Annotated in this window: 18 protein-coding genes; all 18 read left to right on the top strand. The window is 34.6% G+C overall.

Features of this window, described 5'->3' with window-relative positions:
- Window positions 1-16: 16 nt before the first annotated feature.
- On the top strand, window positions 17-1,654 hold the full coding sequence (gene fliF, locus ACMHYH_RS08695; protein ID WP_414839009.1) for a flagellar basal-body MS-ring/collar protein FliF: 1,638 nt from the start codon (window positions 17-19) through the stop codon (window positions 1,652-1,654).
- Window positions 1,655-1,663: 9 nt separating this feature from the next.
- Window positions 1,664-2,668, top strand: a complete 1,005-nt coding sequence (gene fliG / locus ACMHYH_RS08690; protein ID WP_414840378.1) for a flagellar motor switch protein FliG — start codon at window positions 1,664-1,666, stop codon at window positions 2,666-2,668.
- On the top strand, window positions 2,652-3,413 hold the full coding sequence (locus ACMHYH_RS08685) for a FliH/SctL family protein (RefSeq protein ID WP_414839008.1): 762 nt from the start codon (window positions 2,652-2,654) through the stop codon (window positions 3,411-3,413). Before fliG ends, ACMHYH_RS08685 begins: the two co-directional genes overlap by 17 nt.
- A 7-nt stretch (window positions 3,414-3,420) precedes the next feature.
- Window positions 3,421-4,749: a flagellar protein export ATPase FliI gene (gene fliI / locus ACMHYH_RS08680; RefSeq protein WP_414839007.1), complete on the top strand. Its 1,329-nt coding sequence runs from the start codon at window positions 3,421-3,423 to the stop codon at window positions 4,747-4,749.
- Window positions 4,750-4,784: 35 nt separating this feature from the next.
- A complete protein-coding gene (gene fliJ, locus ACMHYH_RS08675) occupies window positions 4,785-5,219 on the top strand; it encodes a flagellar export protein FliJ (RefSeq protein WP_414839006.1) in 435 nt (144 codons plus the stop codon).
- A gap of 70 nt (window positions 5,220-5,289) precedes the next feature.
- Window positions 5,290-9,231, top strand: coding sequence for a flagellar hook-length control protein FliK (locus ACMHYH_RS08670; protein ID WP_414839005.1), 3,942 nt, complete (start codon window positions 5,290-5,292; stop codon window positions 9,229-9,231).
- 19 nt (window positions 9,232-9,250) lie between these two features.
- Window positions 9,251-9,676, top strand: coding sequence for a flagellar hook assembly protein (locus ACMHYH_RS08665; protein ID WP_414839004.1), 426 nt, complete (start codon window positions 9,251-9,253; stop codon window positions 9,674-9,676).
- A gap of 86 nt (window positions 9,677-9,762) precedes the next feature.
- Complete coding sequence (locus ACMHYH_RS08660) at window positions 9,763-10,632, top strand: flagellar hook-basal body complex protein (protein WP_414839003.1); 870 nt, start codon at window positions 9,763-9,765, stop codon at window positions 10,630-10,632.
- Between the two features lie 141 nt (window positions 10,633-10,773).
- Window positions 10,774-10,977 carry a flagellar FlbD family protein gene (locus tag ACMHYH_RS08655; RefSeq protein ID WP_414839002.1) on the top strand — a complete coding sequence of 68 codons (204 nt, stop codon included), beginning with the start codon at window positions 10,774-10,776 and terminating at the stop codon, window positions 10,975-10,977.
- Complete coding sequence (locus ACMHYH_RS08650) at window positions 10,974-11,774, top strand: motility protein A (RefSeq protein ID WP_414839001.1); 801 nt, start codon at window positions 10,974-10,976, stop codon at window positions 11,772-11,774. Before ACMHYH_RS08655 ends, ACMHYH_RS08650 begins: the two co-directional genes overlap by 4 nt.
- A 2-nt stretch (window positions 11,775-11,776) precedes the next feature.
- Window positions 11,777-12,532 (top strand): flagellar motor protein MotB, encoded by a 756-nt coding sequence (locus ACMHYH_RS08645; RefSeq protein ID WP_414839000.1) that lies wholly within the window; start codon window positions 11,777-11,779, stop codon window positions 12,530-12,532.
- Window positions 12,533-13,024, top strand: coding sequence for a flagellar basal body-associated protein FliL (gene fliL / locus ACMHYH_RS08640; protein WP_414838999.1), 492 nt, complete (start codon window positions 12,533-12,535; stop codon window positions 13,022-13,024).
- A 22-nt stretch (window positions 13,025-13,046) separates the two neighbouring features.
- Window positions 13,047-13,436 (top strand): flagellar biosynthetic protein FliO, encoded by a 390-nt coding sequence (locus tag ACMHYH_RS08635; RefSeq protein ID WP_414838998.1) that lies wholly within the window; start codon window positions 13,047-13,049, stop codon window positions 13,434-13,436.
- Window positions 13,433-14,191, top strand: a complete 759-nt coding sequence (gene fliP, locus ACMHYH_RS08630; protein WP_414840377.1) for a flagellar type III secretion system pore protein FliP — start codon at window positions 13,433-13,435, stop codon at window positions 14,189-14,191. The genes ACMHYH_RS08635 and fliP overlap by 4 nt, the downstream gene beginning before the upstream one ends.
- Window positions 14,192-14,200: 9 nt before the next feature.
- Complete coding sequence (gene fliQ, locus ACMHYH_RS08625; RefSeq protein WP_414838997.1) at window positions 14,201-14,464, top strand: flagellar biosynthesis protein FliQ; 264 nt, start codon at window positions 14,201-14,203, stop codon at window positions 14,462-14,464.
- The gene (fliR, locus tag ACMHYH_RS08620) at window positions 14,461-15,237 is read left to right on the top strand and encodes a flagellar biosynthetic protein FliR (protein ID WP_414838996.1); all 777 of its coding nucleotides are present in this window, start codon (window positions 14,461-14,463) and stop codon (window positions 15,235-15,237) included. The genes fliQ and fliR overlap by 4 nt, the downstream gene beginning before the upstream one ends.
- A gap of 11 nt (window positions 15,238-15,248) precedes the next feature.
- Window positions 15,249-16,316, top strand: a complete 1,068-nt coding sequence (gene flhB / locus ACMHYH_RS08615; RefSeq protein ID WP_414838995.1) for a flagellar biosynthesis protein FlhB — start codon at window positions 15,249-15,251, stop codon at window positions 16,314-16,316.
- Window positions 16,317-16,344: 28 nt separating this feature from the next.
- Window positions 16,345-18,426, top strand: a complete 2,082-nt coding sequence (gene flhA, locus ACMHYH_RS08610; protein ID WP_414838994.1) for a flagellar biosynthesis protein FlhA — start codon at window positions 16,345-16,347, stop codon at window positions 18,424-18,426.
- Window positions 18,427-18,450 lie beyond the last annotated feature (24 nt).

The raw sequence follows: 18,450 nt of genomic DNA, 5'->3' as shown, positions 1-18,450 counted from the left end.
GGGAGCTACAGCACTAATGGGAAATGTTCAAGATAGGCTCAATGGAATAAAAGCGGGATGGACTGGTTTAAGCAAAGGGAAACGAAGGAGCTTAGCTATTTTGTTAGTCCTAATTACAGCATCAGTATTGGGATTAACGTATTACACACAAAAAGTAGACTATGCTATTTTATTTACTAATTTAGAAGAAGCAGATGCTGGGATGATTGTAAATGATTTGAAAACAAAAAAAATCAACTATCAATTAGAAGATAATGGGACAACTATCTTAGTTGAAGAAAATCAGGTAGATACTTATCGGATTGATTTAGCAGTTAATGATTTGTTACCGCAAAACTCAACAGGATTTGAAATATTCGATACAACGAGTATGATGGCAACAGATGAAGATCGAAAAATTATGTACCAACGGGCGGTAACGGGTGAACTGGAACGGTCTATTTCGGCATTAGATTCTATTGAAACGGCTAAAGTGTTGTTATCAATGCCAGAAGAGAGCGTCTTTACGAATCAAGAAGATAAAGCTAAAGCTTCAGCATCGGTTGTTTTAACAACCAGTAATGGTCAAATACCTGATAATTCAGCTGTACAGGGAATCGCCTCCTTGATTGCAGGAGCAGTTGAAAATTTACCTAAAGAAAATATTAAAATAGTTGATACAAAAGGCAATCTTTTAAGTGCATCTCTTGAAGATGACAGTAGTTTAAACGCGACAGATATAGTTAGTAAATATCAAGCGATTAAAAACCAGTATGAGAAAGAACTGGAAGAAAAATTAGCTGAAACATTGGGTCCGATTTTTGGTAAAGAAAACATTAATGTTGCCGTAAGCGCAGATATGAATTTTGATTCAATTCAAAAAGAAAGTATCGCTTACTCACAAGAGCCTGTTTTGAGAAGTGAAACCATTTCTGCTGATGGAGGAACCATTGATTTAGCCCAAGAAGATGATGAGGCGGCTACTGTCATCAACGAAGTTGTTGGCGAAGATGGAGTGAATTCTTCTTTCGATCGAACAGCTAACTATGAGCTAGATTCAGAAACGACAAGTACGACTAAAGCGCCTGGATCACTCAATCGGCTGTCTACTTCGATTATTTTAAACAAGATACTAAGTAAAGCAGAAGAAGATCAAGTCCAAGAAATCGCGCAAATGACAATTGGGTTTGTTGCAGAGCGAGACGATCAGCTGACCGTTCAAGGAATGGAATTTGCAAAAGGACCAGATGATAATATAGAGACAGACCCTAAAGAAATTATAGGCAACACAATTAGAGAAACTTTGCTAAGAGATTGGCCTTATTTAGCCGGAGGTTTGGGAATTCTTTTACTATTAATCATGCTCTTGGCAATGTTTATGAAGAAATCTAAAAATAGAAATAATTACGAATTAGACTTTGATGAAGTAGTCAGTTCACAAACCAGAGACGATTTAACTAATGAGTTAGAGGTAATTAGATTGCAAAAGATAAAAGAAAAGCAAGATGAGCTGACAAAAATAAAGCAAATGGAAACAGACGATCAAGCAGCATCAAAATTAGTGGAAGAGCTGAATCAATCTATGTCTATTAAAGAAAAAGCAGCAAGAGACTATGTAAAAGGAAATCCAGAAGCTTCTGCAGATCTGATAAAAATTTGGATGAGAGATGAGTAGATGGTTATGATGAATGAGATGGATGGTGTAAGGAAATCTGCTATATTATTAATTTCTTTAGGATCTGAGGCAGCAGCAGAAATTATAAAAACGTTGCCTGATAGCTATATTCAAAAGGTTAGTTACGAGATTGCCAATATTGATCACGTAAAGCCGGAAGAACGAGATGCTATTGTAAATGAATTTATTGAAATGTCACGAGCAAAAGAGTACATGATTGATGGTGGAATTGATTACGCTAAAAAGCTATTGAATATAGCAATTGGGGCACAAAGAGCAAGAGAAGTAACAGATATGTTGAATCAGATTCAACTACGTGAAAGACCATTTAATATTGCTAGAAAAGCTGATCCACAGCAATTAACCAATTTATTGCTAAATGAACAGCCACAAACGGTTGCTTTAATTTTATGTTACATGCAACCAGATAAAGCAGCCTTAATTTTATTTCAATTCCCGCTGCATTTGCAATCAGAAATTGCTGAAAGAATCGGAACAATAACAAGTACGTCACCAGCTATTATTGAAAAAATTGAAAAAGTCATTGAAAACAAATTCTCTAATTACATTGAAAATGAAATGGAAACAGTTGGAGGAGTGAAAACATTAGTTGAAATTCTTAATTCTGTTGGAAGAAGTACAGAGAAAAATATTATTAGTGTATTAGAAGAAAGACAACCTGAATTAGCTGAAGAAGTCAAAGCTAGCCTGTTTACTTTTGAAGATATTACAACTCTTGAAAGAGCAGATGTTCAAAAAGTCCTTAGAGAAATCGATAATGACGACTTGGCATTGGCACTTAAAGGCGGATCAGACGAAATCAAAGAGTTTATTTTTGCTAATCTTTCAGAACGTGCAAGTGAAACACTCAAAGAAGATTTACAATTTATGGGGCCTTCTCGTTTATCAGCAGTAGAAGAAGCGCAGCAACGAGTGGTTTCTGTTATCCGTGTGTTAGATGAGAAAGGTGAAGTTTATTTGAGAAGAGGAGAACAAGATGCCATCATCTCATAATATTATTAAAAAGGGTCACTCCTTTTCAGAAGCCCAACCTTCTATTATCCGCACTAAGTTAGCTGTTCAAAAAATAATGGCCTTAAATGAAACATCAAGTCAATCTCAACAAGGTGTCAGCGACGAAGTGCTTGAAACCATTAAAGCTGAAGTGTCTGCTGCGAAAACGCAAAAAGAAAACTTAATAAAAGCAGCACAAAAAGAAGCAGAAGATTTAAAAACTGATGCAATTGAAAAAGGTTTTATTGAAGGACAAACAAGCGGATATGAAGCTGGATATTCTGCTGGGTATCTTGCCGGAATGCAGCAAGCACAAGAAGAGAGCACTCAGATGAAAGAAGCTATGCAACAAATGCTAGCGGAAGCAGAAGCCTTTGTTGAAAAATATTACCAAGAACAAAAAGAAGCCTTATTGGATTTGGCAGGACATATGGCAGAAACCATTGTCCATGACAAAATTGATGCTTCTTCAGAACAAGTAATGGCCTTAGTTAAACCGGTTATCCACCGGTTGAGGCGTGAAAATCAATTGATTACTTTATCCGTTCGATCTGAACAAAGCCAACTAGTTAAAAAATCCGTTAAAGAGTTAGAAAAAGAACATCCAGAAATTCGTTTTGCGGTCTTGACAGATAACACACTTGATAAAAATGGTTGTACAATTGAAAGTGCGCATGCGATTATTGACTTACAAGTAAGAAAGCAACTAGATGCGATGTTGCAAGAGATGAAAGAGACGGAGTGAAACAACCATGTTTAGTCTACCTTTTGAAGCGTATCATAACCAGTTGAATAAAAAAAGCTACTACTTAAAACTAGGTAAAGTTAGTCAAGTAACGGGTCTGATTATCAAAGTCGAGGGATTAGATGCTTTTGTTGGTGAAGTGTGTGAAATACAGATAAAATCTTCTAGTCGTATTGCTTTAAGTGAAGTCGTTGGCTTTGTGGATGAGACCGTTTTACTGATGCCATTAGATGAATTAGATGGCATTGGTCCAGGTTGTTTAGTACGGCCAACTGGTAAAACACTGAAAGTTGAAATTAGTGAGAAATTGTTGGGCAATACGCTAGATGGATTAGGCCGGCCAATGGATGAAACTTTAGTGGTTGATGGTGTGTTTTATGATGTAAACCGTAGTTCACCGAATCCTTTTAAGCGAAAAAAAATTAAAGATGTTATACCAACTGGTATTCGAGCAATCGATGGAACGTTGACAGTTGGTGAAGGCCAGCGAATGGGGATATTTGCCGGTAGTGGTGTTGGAAAAAGTACATTGCTCGGTATGATAGCTCGTTACATTGAAGCAGATATTATTGTGATTGGATTAATTGGAGAACGGGGTAGAGAAGTTCTTGAGTTTATTGAAAAAGATCTTGGAGAAGAAGGTTACAAAAAGTCTGTAGTCGTTTGTGCAACATCAGATATGCCGCCTCTTGTTCGTTTAAAAGGTGCATCAGTCGCAACGACAATTGCAGAATATTTTCGTGACCAAGGGAAAAAAGTAGTCTTAATGATGGATTCCGTTACTCGAGTCGCAATGGCTCAAAGGGAAATCGGATTAGCAACTGGTGAGCCACCAACAACAAAAGGCTATACGCCTTCTGTTTTTACGACATTGCCAAAATTAATGGAACGAAGTGGGATGTCAGAAACAGGATCGATAACCGCTTTTTATACTGTTCTTGTTGAAGGAGATGACATGAATGAACCCATTGCTGATTCAGTACGAGGAATTTTAGATGGTCATATTGTCTTATCTCGTAAAATAGCTTCAGAAAATCATTATCCTGCAATCGACATTCAAAATAGTATTAGTCGGTTAATGAAAGACATTACAACAGAAAAACACCACTTAGCGGCGGGCAGTTTGAAAGAAAATATGGCTATTTATGCTGATTCAAAAGATTTAATTGACGTCGGAGCTTATCGAACAGGAAGCAATCCACTTGTTGATAGAGCTGTTCAATTAAATAGGCCAATTAAAGATTTCTTGAAACAACAAGTGGATGATGAAATATCATTTGAGGATGTAGTCACATCGCTAGACACCTTATTTAAAACCTCTCAAATGGGTGGGTAGTCAATCGGATAACGAAATAAAAAGAGGTGTATGTATTGAGTAAATTTAAATTCTCGATGGAAAAAGTATTGGATTGGCGTTCGGATACGGAAGAAGCTAAGAAAAAAAGTCTTGGAGATGCGCAAAGAGAAAAAAGTCAGCAAGAGTTAGTATTAAAAGAGATGATTCAAGAAAATATTAAAATTAAAAATGAGAGCTTAACAACGACTCGTATAGATATTTTACGTCGTCAAAATATGTACAAAGTAATGTTAGATGAGCGTATTATCCAGCAAAAAAATCAAGTTGAAACAGCTACAAAATTAGTTGAAACAGCTCGTTTAGAGTTAATGGAAGCTCATAAAGACAAAAAGATAATGGAGAAATTGAAAGAAAAAGAATTTAACCTTTTAATGACTCAAGAAAAAAATGAAGAACAAAAGCAATTAGATGAGATGGCTACGTTAAGTTATGGAAAAAGTTATTATTAAGTTTTTTTATAAAATAGTGTAGATACATAAAAAATCTTTTTTAAATAAAAATAAGAAAGGAGTGAGCGAATTGACTAATCTTCTCATCCAATCATTAAATAGTACGGAACCAATTCTTGTGGACAAGAATGTAAAAAATATCCCTATTTTTAAAGAACAATTTCAAGAACAGCTATCTAAAGAAACGAAAAAACAGTTAACTGAAAAAAAACTTGAGCCCACAACTAAAACTAAAGAAGAACAAGTAGCAAATGAACGAGAAAAAGAAAATGAATCAGTTTTTTTAGAGTCTGTTACAACGGTTAAACAGGAGCAAGACAGATTATTAAAAATAACGATACCTAAAGTTGAAAAAGAGGCTATACAAGAACCAGATGTGGCATACATAAAAACAGCTGAGGTAGCAACCGAATCAAACAAACCGTTATTTGTTCAAGAGCAACAAGTAGAAAAAATGATAGAAACTAGTCAAACATTGCTAGATACTACTGATGAAGATCAGTCTATAGTTTCTTTTGAGAAAAAGATATATACGGAAAGCACATCGATTAAAGAGAATAAAACTAATCTAAAATCAGATAGAGGGACTAAAACACCGGAATTAAATAGAGAGTTATCTGAATCGTCGGTGAGTATACCAATTGTTTCAGCTGAAAGTGAAAAGTCTATAACAAGGGCTAAAAATGTAGTAAATATATCTGTAGCTGATCAAGATGGACAAGTAACAACACCAGTCATTTTAACTGAAGAATGGGATAAACTTGAAAAACCCATTAATTTATCTAAAGAAGAGAGCAATTTAGACTTTTTATCTTCTAATAAAAAACAAACTATAGAAAAAGTGAATCATTCAGATAAGGATAGTATTGTTAGTAATAAAAATTCTTTACTAGAAAAAGATGGGGTAGAGATTAAGGACAAATTAGATACAGTAGCAATAAATCAAAAAAATACGAGTGAACCGACTGTCCTAATAGATAAAAATAAAGCTAAATTGGTTAGTTTAAATGATAGAGTAAGTGAAATGGTAGTTGATCAGTTAAAAACACCACATGTGTTATCAGAAGACTGGGTCCAACTGGAACAACCAAGTGCAGTAGGAAAAGCAAATAAACTAGAACAAATTCCTTCTGTTGGGATAAAAGGTTCGCTAGGAACAGAGCATCAATCGTTAGAAAATAACGAGGTGTTACCCGAAGTCCGTGTTGATGAAAACGACCAGGTAATAAAAAAAGATCAACAAGTAGCAGTAAAAGTAGATACAATAACAGCGACTCAGAATAAAATAAGTGAGCCGATTGGATTAACAGCTAAGAATAAAGGTGACACACTAGCACCTAAAGTTGAAATAAGTGAGAACCGTTTTAACGAGTTCCTTACATCACGTACACTGACGAAAGACTGGGTCCAACTGGAACAACCAAGTACAGTAGGAAAAGCAAATAAACTAGAACAAATCCCTTCTGTTGGAATAAAAGATTCGCTAGGAACAGAGCATCAATCGTTAGAAAATAACGAGGTGTTACCCGAAGTCCGTGTTGATGAAAACGATCAGGTAATAAAAAAAGATCAACAAGTAGCAGTAAAAGTAGATACAATAACAGCGACTCAGAATAAAACAAGTGAGCCGATTGGATTAACAGCTAAGAATAAAGGTGACACACTAGCACCTAAAGTTGAGATAAGTGAGAATCGTTTTAACGAGTTCATTACATCACGTATACTGACCAAAGACTGGGTCCAACTGGAACAACCAAGTACAGTAGGAAAAGCAAATAAATTCGAACAAATTCCTTCTGTTCAAGTAAAAGATTCGCTAGAAAAAGTCCATCCGTTAGAGAGCGATTTAGTCGATAAGAGTGAAAAACCTTTGCCAGAAAATAAAGCACCTGTAGTGGTAAATGAGACGGATGAGGAAGAATCAATTATCCAAAAAACGTTCAACAGTAAGAGTAAAGAGGTTATCGGTAAATCATTTGTACCAAGCATCACTCAAGAAAATACAAATGAAACAACTATACCAATTAAGCAAAATGAAGTTGAAATAACAGGAGCTAAAGATCAATTAAGTAAGCCAATCTTAGACAAGTTAATGACACCAGAATTATTAAATACAGCGATAGCGACTCAGAATAAAACAAGTGAGCCGATTGTGCTAACAGATAAAAGTAAAACGGATCAATCGGTAGTTAAAGTTGAAACAAATGAGAAGCATTTGGATGAGTCCATTACGCCACGTACATCAACTAAAAAAGATTGGAACCCACTTGGACAACTAAGAGGGATAGAAAAAGTAAATAAATTAGAACAGATTCCTTCTATTAGAGTAAAAGATTCGCTAGAAAAAGTTGGTCTGCCAGAGAAAGATTCAGTTCTTAAGAATGAGAATCCTTCACTAGAAAAAGACATACCAGTAGCAACGAATAAAATTAATGAGAAGGAACCTATTCTCTCAAAAATCGTTAGCAATGATGTTAGAGAAGATACTACTAAATTAGATACAATCAATACGACTCAAAACAACACAAGTGAGTCAGCTGCATCATTTAGTCGAAATAAGAATGAGGCAACTGAATTTAAAAACGCAGTAAGTAAGATGACTTCAGACCAGTTAGCCACACTAGAGTTGCCAATGAAAGAAACTGGAATAAAACCAGTTCCAGTTCCAGACTTAAAAGACGAGATAAAGTTGGTTAGTCAACCAGTAGCAACGAGTGAGTTGGTAGCAGCGACTCATTTTGAGGATAAAGACATGACTAACTCGAAAAGTAGAATTCTAGAGACTAAAACAGAATCGGATAAAACACTCAATACTCAAAAAAGTGTGAGCGAGATTCCGGTATTACGAGATGAAAGTAAAATAGAGATAAATATACCTAAACAGATAGCGGCTAAAATAGTATTTGATCCATTTACTTCACCACGTTGGCTAACAAAAGAGTGGTCTAAGCCGGTGGAAATAAAAAAAGACGGCGAACCAACTCAAGTTCCAATCATTGAGGCAAGAGAATCCTTAAAAGCAATGACTCAACCCTTGGAAAATAAAGAGTTATCCCCACTCATTGATAGTGATAAGGAGAAAAAGACGACTCATTTAGAAAAGAGTCCGTTAGATACTGCCTTTAAATTAGACGAAAGAAGTACAAATGAACGAAATGTACAAGCAGATAAAACGCAGACTGAGTTAATACTGGCTAAAGATAAAGTTGAACCAACTCATTTTGATCAGTTGACTACACAAAGAATGTTATCAAGAGAGTGGTCTCAATTTAAAAAACCAGGGGTACTAGGAAAAGATAGTGGAATAGTCCAAACCTCTTCAGTGGAAGTCAAAGATTCTATTGAAGTCAAAGATTTTACTGAAAAGCTGATTCAGCCAATTAATAATACTATACTAGCTAGTAAAATCGATTTACCAAAAAATGACTCATTCTTACTTTCTAAAGAAATAGTTGAAAAAGAACAACCGCTAATCAAAGACGAGAGTGGAGATAAAACTATCAAACCAGATTTATTAGTCGGTGCTCAAAGACCTAGCGTTGAATCAATAGTGACAAAAACAACTAATCAAGATACAATAAGGCAAAAAGTTGCTAATGAAGTAAATCAACTTATCTCCAAAGAAATAGAGCAAGTCCAGCTAAAAGGACAATCTAGTGCAAAATTGACCCTTGCGCCAGAAGGTATGGGAGATATTTCTATTTCTTTAGAATTAAAAGATAATGTGCTGACTACAAAAATTGTTGTGGATAGTTTAAAAATACAAGAACTACTAACAGGTAACGTACCAAGATTATCTGATAATCTGAACCGTCATTCTATTCAAATTGGTGATGTAACCATTCAATTAGCGACGTCAGAACAAAACGGCTCTCGTTTTGATCAAAAGCAACAAAAAAAAGAGCAACAATCAAAAAGAATGATCGATAGAGGTTCATTTACTAAAAGTGCTCCAATGAATATCACTCCTGAAATAAACAAGAAAACAGGACGATTGAGTATTTTAGTTTAGTTAGTAAAGGAGGAAAAAAGTGGCTATTCCAAATGATTTTCATATCGGTTCAGTAAAAAGTTTGGCCCCGCTTAAGGGTAAGGCAAATGAAATTTCGACAGATGACTTTTTACAAATTATGGCTGCAACGATGAAAATGCCAGCTATGCCAGGTGGAAGTGAGGGTGGTGGTGGCAGCGAGACAGATCAATTAACCCAATTGGCTACTTTTAACATGTTAGATCAACTGTCTAAAATTTCAGAAAAAATAGATTCTGGTTTATTGATTAACCAGCAACAACAAGCGTTTAATTTAATGGGTAAAGAAATAAAAGTAGTAGATGGCAACAGTTTCTTGACTGGAGTAGTTGAAAAAGTCCGGTTTGATAAAGGATACGCAACTGTTGAAGTCAATGGAAAGTCTTTTTATTTAAATGATATTTTAGAAGCAACAAGTAAAGCATAAGAAAAAACTACCAATTAAACTGATTGAGACTAATAGGTCTAAAATCCGTAAGAAATAAAACGGATTAATTGAATGGAGGAAATAAGATGTTAAAATCTTTGTATTCAGGTGTTACAGGAATGAAAAATATTCAAACTAAAATGGATGTTATCTCAAATAATATTGCTAACGTTAATACAACTTCTTTTAAAACAGGAAGAGTTCGCTTTGAAGATATCATTAGTCAAACCAATGTTAGAGCTCAACCCGGCACAAATGCACAACAAGTTGGATTAGGTGTACAAGTAGGCTCAATTGATACGGTTATGACAAGTGGTTCTCTACAAGGAACGGGAAGACTATTAGATTTTGCAATCGAAAGTGGAGAGAACTCATTCTTCGTTGTTAAAAGTGGGGATCAAACTTTTTACACCCGTGATGGTGGTTTTTATCAAGATTATGAAGGAAACTTAGTAACAAGTGCTGGACTAAGTGTCATGGGATACACTGGTGGAGTTCCAGCTTTAAATGATGGTAGTTTTACGGCGGATGTCTTAGGAAAGACACCTGAACCAATAAATATTCTCAAAACATTAACAGTTGGTACCCCACCAAAAGAGGTAAGCTTAAAAGATTATACAATTGATAAAGAAGGATTTGTTGTAGGAACCTATAGTGATGAAAAATCTTATGTTTTAGGTCGTGTAGCCTTAACAAACTTTTCAAATCCAAGTGGCTTGGAAAAACAAGGTGGAAACTTATATGCTGGGACAACTAACTCAGGAGAAGCACTATTGGGCAACCCTACTGACCCAGGATACGGTTCTGTCCGTTCAGGATTTTTAGAAATGTCTAACGTTGATTTAGCGAACGAATTTACAGACATGATTGTGACAAGCAGAGCTTACCAAGCTAACTCAAAGAGTATCACAACATCAGACACGATGTTAGAAGAATTAATTAACCTGAAGAGATAATCGTTTTGAAAAATAGATTCTATCGAATAATCTTACGAGATTATTCGACTATTTATTTTTTAGTTTTTGCACTAAAAAAATGGATGCTTCCTAGTGAAAAAAATTAAAATAGCGTATTTGCTTTAGGGATGAGGATGTAGGATGATTGCATTAACAGATGTTTCAGGAAGAGAATTTTATTTGAATTGTGAGTTAATCTATAGAATAGACCGTTCTTTCGATACAATTATTACTTTAATAGATGGGAAAAAACTACGAGTGATAGAAAAAGAGCCAGAAATTGTTGAAAAAGTAATTCTATTTAAAAGAAAAATACATAACGGTTTTTTAGAGGGAGAACAATGAAAAAAAACATTGTACCATTAATTGGGTTCGTTTTAGGAGTAGGTTTAATTGTTTGGTCTATTACGTCTTCAGGGAACTTAACGAGTTTTGTTGATGGGCCATCACTGATTATTACGCTAGGTGGATCATTCAGCGCCTTATTGATTAGTTATCCACTGAAAACGTTGAAGAAGATTCCATCTGTTGTTAAAAATTTATTCATGGATCCGAATAAAGATTATGCAAAATTAATTGAACTTTTTGCTGAGTATTCAAGAAAAGCTAGAAGTAAAGGTATTCTCTCTATCGAAGGTGATTTGAAAGAGGAAGAAAATGACTTAGTTGTAACAGGATTACAAATGGTTATTGACGGAATGGACCCAGAAAATATTCAAGAAATAATGGATATAAAAATAGATAATATCGAAAAGAGACACCGTGAAGGACAAGAGATTTTCTTTAAATGGGGAGAATTAGCTCCAGCTTTTGGTATGATTGGTACCTTGATTGGACTGATTATTATGCTTGGTGAATTAGACGACCCAAGTGCAATTGGTGTAGGAATGGCAACAGCTTTACTAACGACTCTTTATGGTAGCTTTATGGCTAATCTAGTCTTTTTACCAATAGCGACCAATTTGAAATTACAAACAGATAAAGAAATGCAGATGTGTGATATGATTGTTGAAGGGGTACTGTCGATTCAATCAGGTCAAAATCCACGTATTATCGAGCAAAAATTAAAGAGCTATCTGCCTAATAATTATAAAGAAAAAGGCTCAGAAAAAGCTGAACAACTTCAACGTGAGGAGCAGTAAAGATGGCAAGAAAAAAAAGAGTAGAACAAAAAGCGGAAAGTTCAGGTGGATGGATTGTAACGTTTTCTGATTTGATGTCTCTGTTGTTAACTTTTTTTATTTTACTGTATTCGATGTCTAGCGTTAGTGAAGCAAAGTTTTTAGAAGCTTCTCAATCCCTTCAAATGGCATTAAATGGAAGAGGTGGCGGTACGACCATTTTAACAGACTCGACTTCAATTATGGAAGATCCACCAGTCCCACCTATTCCTCCTGAAGAAGTTGTTGTTCCTGAAGAAGAGGGGATTAACCCTGAAATAAAAGAGTTGTATGAAAAAGTGACTAGTTATATAGAAGAAAACAATCTAGCCTCAAAAGTCTCTATTGAGATGGATATAGAGGGTGTTTTTGTTGATATTCAAGAATCAGTTTTATTTGCTTCTGGAAGTGCAGATGTTTCTGAACCAGGGAAAAATACCTTGACGTTATTAGCTGACTTAGTAAATTCATTAGAAAATGATATTATTATAGAAGGGTATACAGACGATGTTCCTATTATAAATGCAGATTTTTCTAATAATTGGGAACTATCAGCAGGACGTGCTATATCCGTTATACGTTACCTAAGTGAAGCAGAAAGTGTTGATCCACGACGTTTATCAGCTAAAGGGTATGGTGAGTATAGTCCAAGTGTGCCTAATAATACAGATGAAAATAGAGCTGTAAACAGAAGAGTAAATATGGTTATTGTTTACGATAGTCAGGAGGTCGAGCAATAAATGCAAAATAAATCGTCTGAAGAAAATGAAGAGAACAGTGAAAAGAAGAAGAAAAAGAAAAAATGGCTGATTCCTGTTATTATTATTGTTGCTAACGTTGTGATTATTGGTGTAATTGTTTTTGGTTTTACTTCGGGAAAAGCACAAACTCTTATTAAGAGTTTAAAAGAAGAAAAGAAAGTAGAAACGACTGTACCATTAGAAGAGTTTTTAGTTAATTTATCTTCAGAAAATGAAAAAAAAGAACAGTTTTTAAAAATTGAATTATCTGTTTACAGCGATGAAAAAGACTCACAAGAATTAATTATATCTAAGACTCCTCAAATTAGAAACGCTATTATTAATGTCTTGCGAAAACAAACGGCTGAGACTATTTTTGGAGAAGATCAGACATTGCTTGTCCTCAAAAAAGAACTAATTAATCAAATCAACGAATCACTGGATGAAAAAATAGTTAGTGATATCTTTATTACAAATATTATTATGCAATAAACAATGTGAAAGGAAGCTGTAAATGGAATTGGGTGTAGGATTAGGATATGTAGTAAAAAGTATTGTTGCTTTAGTTGTGATTATTTTTATCGCCAACTATAGTCTGAAATATTTAAATACTTTTATGACAAAAAAAGGAAAAGCAATCCGTATTATTGAGCGAACGGCAATAAATAAAAATTCATCTATCTGCATTGTAGAAATAGCAGGTACGTATTATGTGATGAGTTTTACGGAGACACACAATGAAATCCTTAGGGAGTTAAATGATTCTGAAAAAGAAGCGATTATTCAAACTCAAGAAGTAGATGTAAGCAATCTTACCTCTCCTAACCCACTTAATAGCAACCTTACCCATTGGATTAAGCAGTTTCAAACAAGGTACCAAAATTTTTATGAAAAGAGGAAATAAACTTGAAAAAAAAAGTTTTATTCAGTTTATGTTTTACCCTCTTTTTACTTGTTTTTAGTTTTCCACAAGTTGTTTCAGCTGAGAATCTTATTGATAGTTTGACGAACGCGATTGAGAGCCAATCAGATGGAACGTCAGACGTTGTAAAGTTGTATGTATTGATGGGTTTACTTAGTTTAGCACCAACATTTTTAATTTTAACGACAAGTTTTACGCGCATCATTGTGGTGTTGTCTTTCGTCAGAAGCTCATTAGGAACACAACAAAATCCGCCTAATTTAGTGTTAACAGGAATTGCTTTGTTTTTGACCTTCTTTGTGATGCAGCCTATTTATTCTCAAGTATCAAATGAGGCATTAACACCTTACTTGAATGAAGAAATTTCTGGACAAGAAGCAATTGAAAAAGCTGAGGTGCCGTTGAAAGAATTTATGTATAGACAAACAAGAGATGAAGATATTCAACTATTTTTAGATATTTCGGAAACGAAGAAACCAGAAGATTTAAATAATGTACCCTTAACGATTGTGATTCCAGCTTTTGCAATCAGTGAATTGCGCACAGCTTTCAGTATTGGATTTTTAATATTCATTCCCTTTTTAGTTATTGATATTGTAGTAGCAAGTATCTTGATGTCAATGGGAATGTTTATGTTATCGCCAGTTATGATTTCAATGCCATTTAAGTTATTGCTATTTGTACTAGTTGATGGTTGGTATTTAGTTATCGAATCACTTGTTACAGGCTTTCAATAGGAGTGTAATATGACAATAATAAAAGTTTTAGATGTTATTAGAGAAGCATTCATGACCATGATTGTCGTTGCTGGTCCAGTATTAATCATTGCTCTTGTAGTGGGTTTATTAATTAGTATTTTACAAGCAACGACACAATTACAAGAACAAACACTAAGCTTCGTCCCAAAAATTTTAGCTGTAGTTGTTGCACTAATTGTTTTTGGTAATTTTATGTTAAATGCTTTAATTGGATTTACTCAAACGATTTTTGAAATGATTGCAACAATGTGATTGATGGAATAGTAGGTCTTCAAGTTCAAACGGCTCTTTTAATTTTAATGAGAATATCTGCTTTTTTCATTATTAGTCCTGGATTTTCGATGAAAGGGTTACCCAATACAGTTAAAGTAGGTTTATCTGTTGGTTTAACGATTGCAGCGTATCCAGTAACAGCAGAATTAACAACAGTAATTTCTATACAAGTTTTTTTAGTATTAGTAATGAAAGAAGTCCTGTTGGGTTTAGCCATTGGATTCATTACAAAATTAATTTTTTCAGCAATTGAAATGGCTGGTAATTTTATCGATTTTCAAGTTGGTTTTCAAATGGGAGCTGTATTTGATCCAGCCTTAGGAGTAAATTCGTCTTATTATGGAAAAATATACTATTGGTTATCTATTTGTATCTTTTTTATAACGGATTTGCATCATTTAGTATTAAAAACAGTTATAAAAACATTTCAGTCTATTCCGATAGAAAGCACGAACCTAGGTAACTTTGGTGTCGAAGGAATGGTTAAACTGTATTTAATTATTTTTGAATCAGCTATTAACTTGGCTGCACCATTAATGATAGTGGCTCTATTTACAGAAGTTATTTTGGGACTGATTTCTCGAACAGTTCCGCAAATTAACGTTTTGATTTTAGGGATGCCTTTGAAAATAATCACTAGTTTTATTTTTATTTTGTTATTGTTGCCATCAATATCAAGTAACATTCAAGAAATATTGCCAATGATGATTAAGTATATCAATGAATTTATCCAGTCGTTGCCGACAGTGTGAGGTGAGAAAAGATGGCAGAAAAAGATGGGAAAACAGAAAAACCCAGTCCTAAGAAGATAAGAGATTCAAGGAAAAAGGGACAAATTGCTAAAAGCCAAGATCTAACGTCTGCTGTCACGTTCATTGTTTTTGTCGGCGCTTCAGCCTCTTTAGGACCATACATATTGAAACAAGGATTTTTATACTTAAGATTTTACTTATCAGAAGGTCTTTTAGTAGACGGACTAGAAAATAATTTAGGTAGTATCGGCATAAATGCTATTCTATTTACGCTAGTCTTAGCAGGACCATTTCTAGTTATTGGTTTTTTTGCTTCACTAGTAGCAAGTATGCTACAAACGGGTTTTCTTTTTTCTGCTGAGGCCATTAAATTCGATATAAAAAAGATAAATCCAGTCAGTGGTTTTAAGAATATGTTTAGCAAAAAAACAATGTTTGCCTTGTTAAAAAATATTATGAAGTTGGGACTCATTTTTTGGATAGCGTACTTAATGATTTCGTCATCTATCAATCCAATTATAAACTCTAGCAACGTTCGCACCGAAAAATTATTCTTTTTGGTCATGGAACTCATAAAAAAATTAGGCGTTCAATTAGGAATTATCTTATTAGTTCTAGGTATTGCAGATTATATTTATCAAGTTTACGATTATCGAAACGGCTTGAAAATGTCTAAGCAGGAGCTAAAAGATGAATACAAAGAAAGTGAAGGAGATCCACAGATTAAAGGCAAGCGGAAGCAATTCCATAGACAATTGACTAGTGGTATGTTGGCCGACGTGGAAACGGCAACGGTCGTCATTACCAATCCAACTCATCTAGCTATTGCTATTCGTTACGATAAAAGCAAAGATGAAGTTCCAGTTATTGTTGCCAAAGGAGCGGATCATCAAGCAGTCAAAATAAAAGAACGGGCAAAAGAATCAAATGTACCTATTATAGAAAATAAACCTGTTGCTAGAGCCATGTATCAATCCATTGAGGTTGGACAACCGGTGCCAATTGACTTGTATCAAGCGATTGCTGAGATTTTAGCTCTGGTTTATCAAATGGAAGAAATGACCAAACACAAAATTTAATGTTTAAAAAGGATGAGGGGTCGAAGAAATGTTAACTGCTTTTATGGGGAAATTTGAAAAACTAGCACAATCATTAGATGTATTAATAGCCTTTTTTGTAGTGGCTATTTTAGGAATGATTATTATTCCGTTGCCGTCTTTTTTATTGGATTTTATGTTAGTCGTCAATATTGCGCTATCTGTTACTATTTTACTATTGACTCTTTTTTCTAAAAGCGTATTAGAGTTTTCAACTTTTCCAACCTTACTGTTGATCACGACCATGTTTCGATTAGCGTTAAATATTTCTTCAACTCGATTGATTTTAACTGTTGGTGAAGCTGGATCAGTTATTGATACCTTTGCTAATTTTGTAGCAGGAAATAATGTGGTTGTTGGTGCAGTTATCTTTATTATTATTGTTATTATACAATTGATGGTTGTAACAAACGGAGCTAGTCGAGTATCGGAAGTATCGGCTCGTTTTACTTTAGATGCGATGCCAGGAAAGCAGATGTCGATTGATGCCGACTTAAATTCAGGCTTAATTGATGAAGACACAGCGAAAAGAAGACGGTCTGATTTAGAACGAGAGACACAATTCTTTGGAGCTATGGATGGAGCGAGTAAGTTTGTTAAGGGCGATGCCATAGCAGGTATCATTATTACAGTCATTAACTTGATTGGTGGGATTGTTATCCATACGGTACAAAGCGATATGGGTATCATGGAAGCGTTGAATCAATTTGGGAAATTAACGATTGGTGATGGTTTAGTTAGTCAGATTCCCTCTTTACTAATCTCTGTTGCATCCGGAATATTGGTTACTCGTTCAGGAAGCAATAGTGGCTTTGGTAGTGTTGTAGGCAAAGAATTATTTAGTGCACCAAAAGTTATGTTTATGTTGTCTTCTATTTTAATCGTATTTGCTATTATTCCAGGTTTTCCTACCTTTCCATTTTTATTATTAGGTTTAGCAGCCGGTGTTAGTGGCTATCTAACAATGGAAAATGATAAGAACCAACAAACAGAAAACAAAGAAGATGAAATGAAAAATCAGGCAGCTATGCGTACAAGTCAGGAAAAAAATGAAGAAGAGTCCATTACTTCTTTTCAAGTTGACCGGATTTCGGTTGAAATTGGCTATGGTCTGATTCCAATTGCAGATGATACGCAAGACAATAACTTGATGGATCATATTTCCAACATCCGTAAACAAAGTTCTCATGAATTAGGGATTCTTCTTAGCCCTGTTCGTATCCGAGATAATCTCCAATTAAACGCAAATAGTTACTTGATTAAAATTAAAGGGAATACCGTTGCTAAAGGAGAACTGTTTCTGGATAAATTTCTGATTGTAGATCCGGGTGAAACGGATTTTGATTTTGATGGGATTCCAACAAAAGAACCAGCTTTTGGCTTAGATGCCATGTGGGTGAATGAGTCAGATAAAGAAACAGCTGATTTAAGAGGCTACACCGTTGTTGAACCGTTAACGGTATTGGTAACGCACTTGAAAGAAACGCTCTATAAATCAAGTTATGAATTATTAGGCAGACAAGAAGTTAAGCAATTATTAGAAGGAATCAAAGATAAGTATGGAGTTGTGATTGATGAATTAATCCCAGATATTTTACGACTGGGTGAGGTTCAAAAAGTTTTACAAAACCTATTGAAAGAAAACATCCCTATTAACGATTTAGTCACGATTTTAGAAACGTTAGCAGATTATGGCAACACAACCAAAGAAGCAGAGCTATTGACCGAGTACGTGCGTCAATCGCTCAATAGGACAGTCGTCAGGCCTCACTTAGATGAAAATGGAGTATTACAAGTTGTGACGATATTCCCTGATACAGAAGAAATGATTAGTCGCAGTATCCAAAAATCTTCTGGTGGGTCTATTCCAGTGCTTCAACCAGATAGAGTAACAAAATTATTTGATAGTATTACAACAATTCAAAATCAATTAATGATGCAAGGAATTCCACATGTTTTATTGTCGTCACCTAAAATTAGGCCAGCTATGAAAAATTTAATTTCATACAATTTTCCTGATTTAGCTGTTTTATCGTTAAACGAAGTTCCTAATGATGTTGTTATTGAGAGCGTTGGGATGATTGAAAGTTAATAAACAATGTAAAAAATCAGGTTA

The sequence above is a fragment of the Carnobacterium sp. TMP28 genome (assembly GCF_047553015.1).
Lineage (GTDB): Bacteria > Bacillota > Bacilli > Lactobacillales > Carnobacteriaceae > Carnobacterium_A.
Note: the sequence above shows the minus strand (reverse complement) of the source record. Positions and strands in the feature narration are given on the sequence as shown.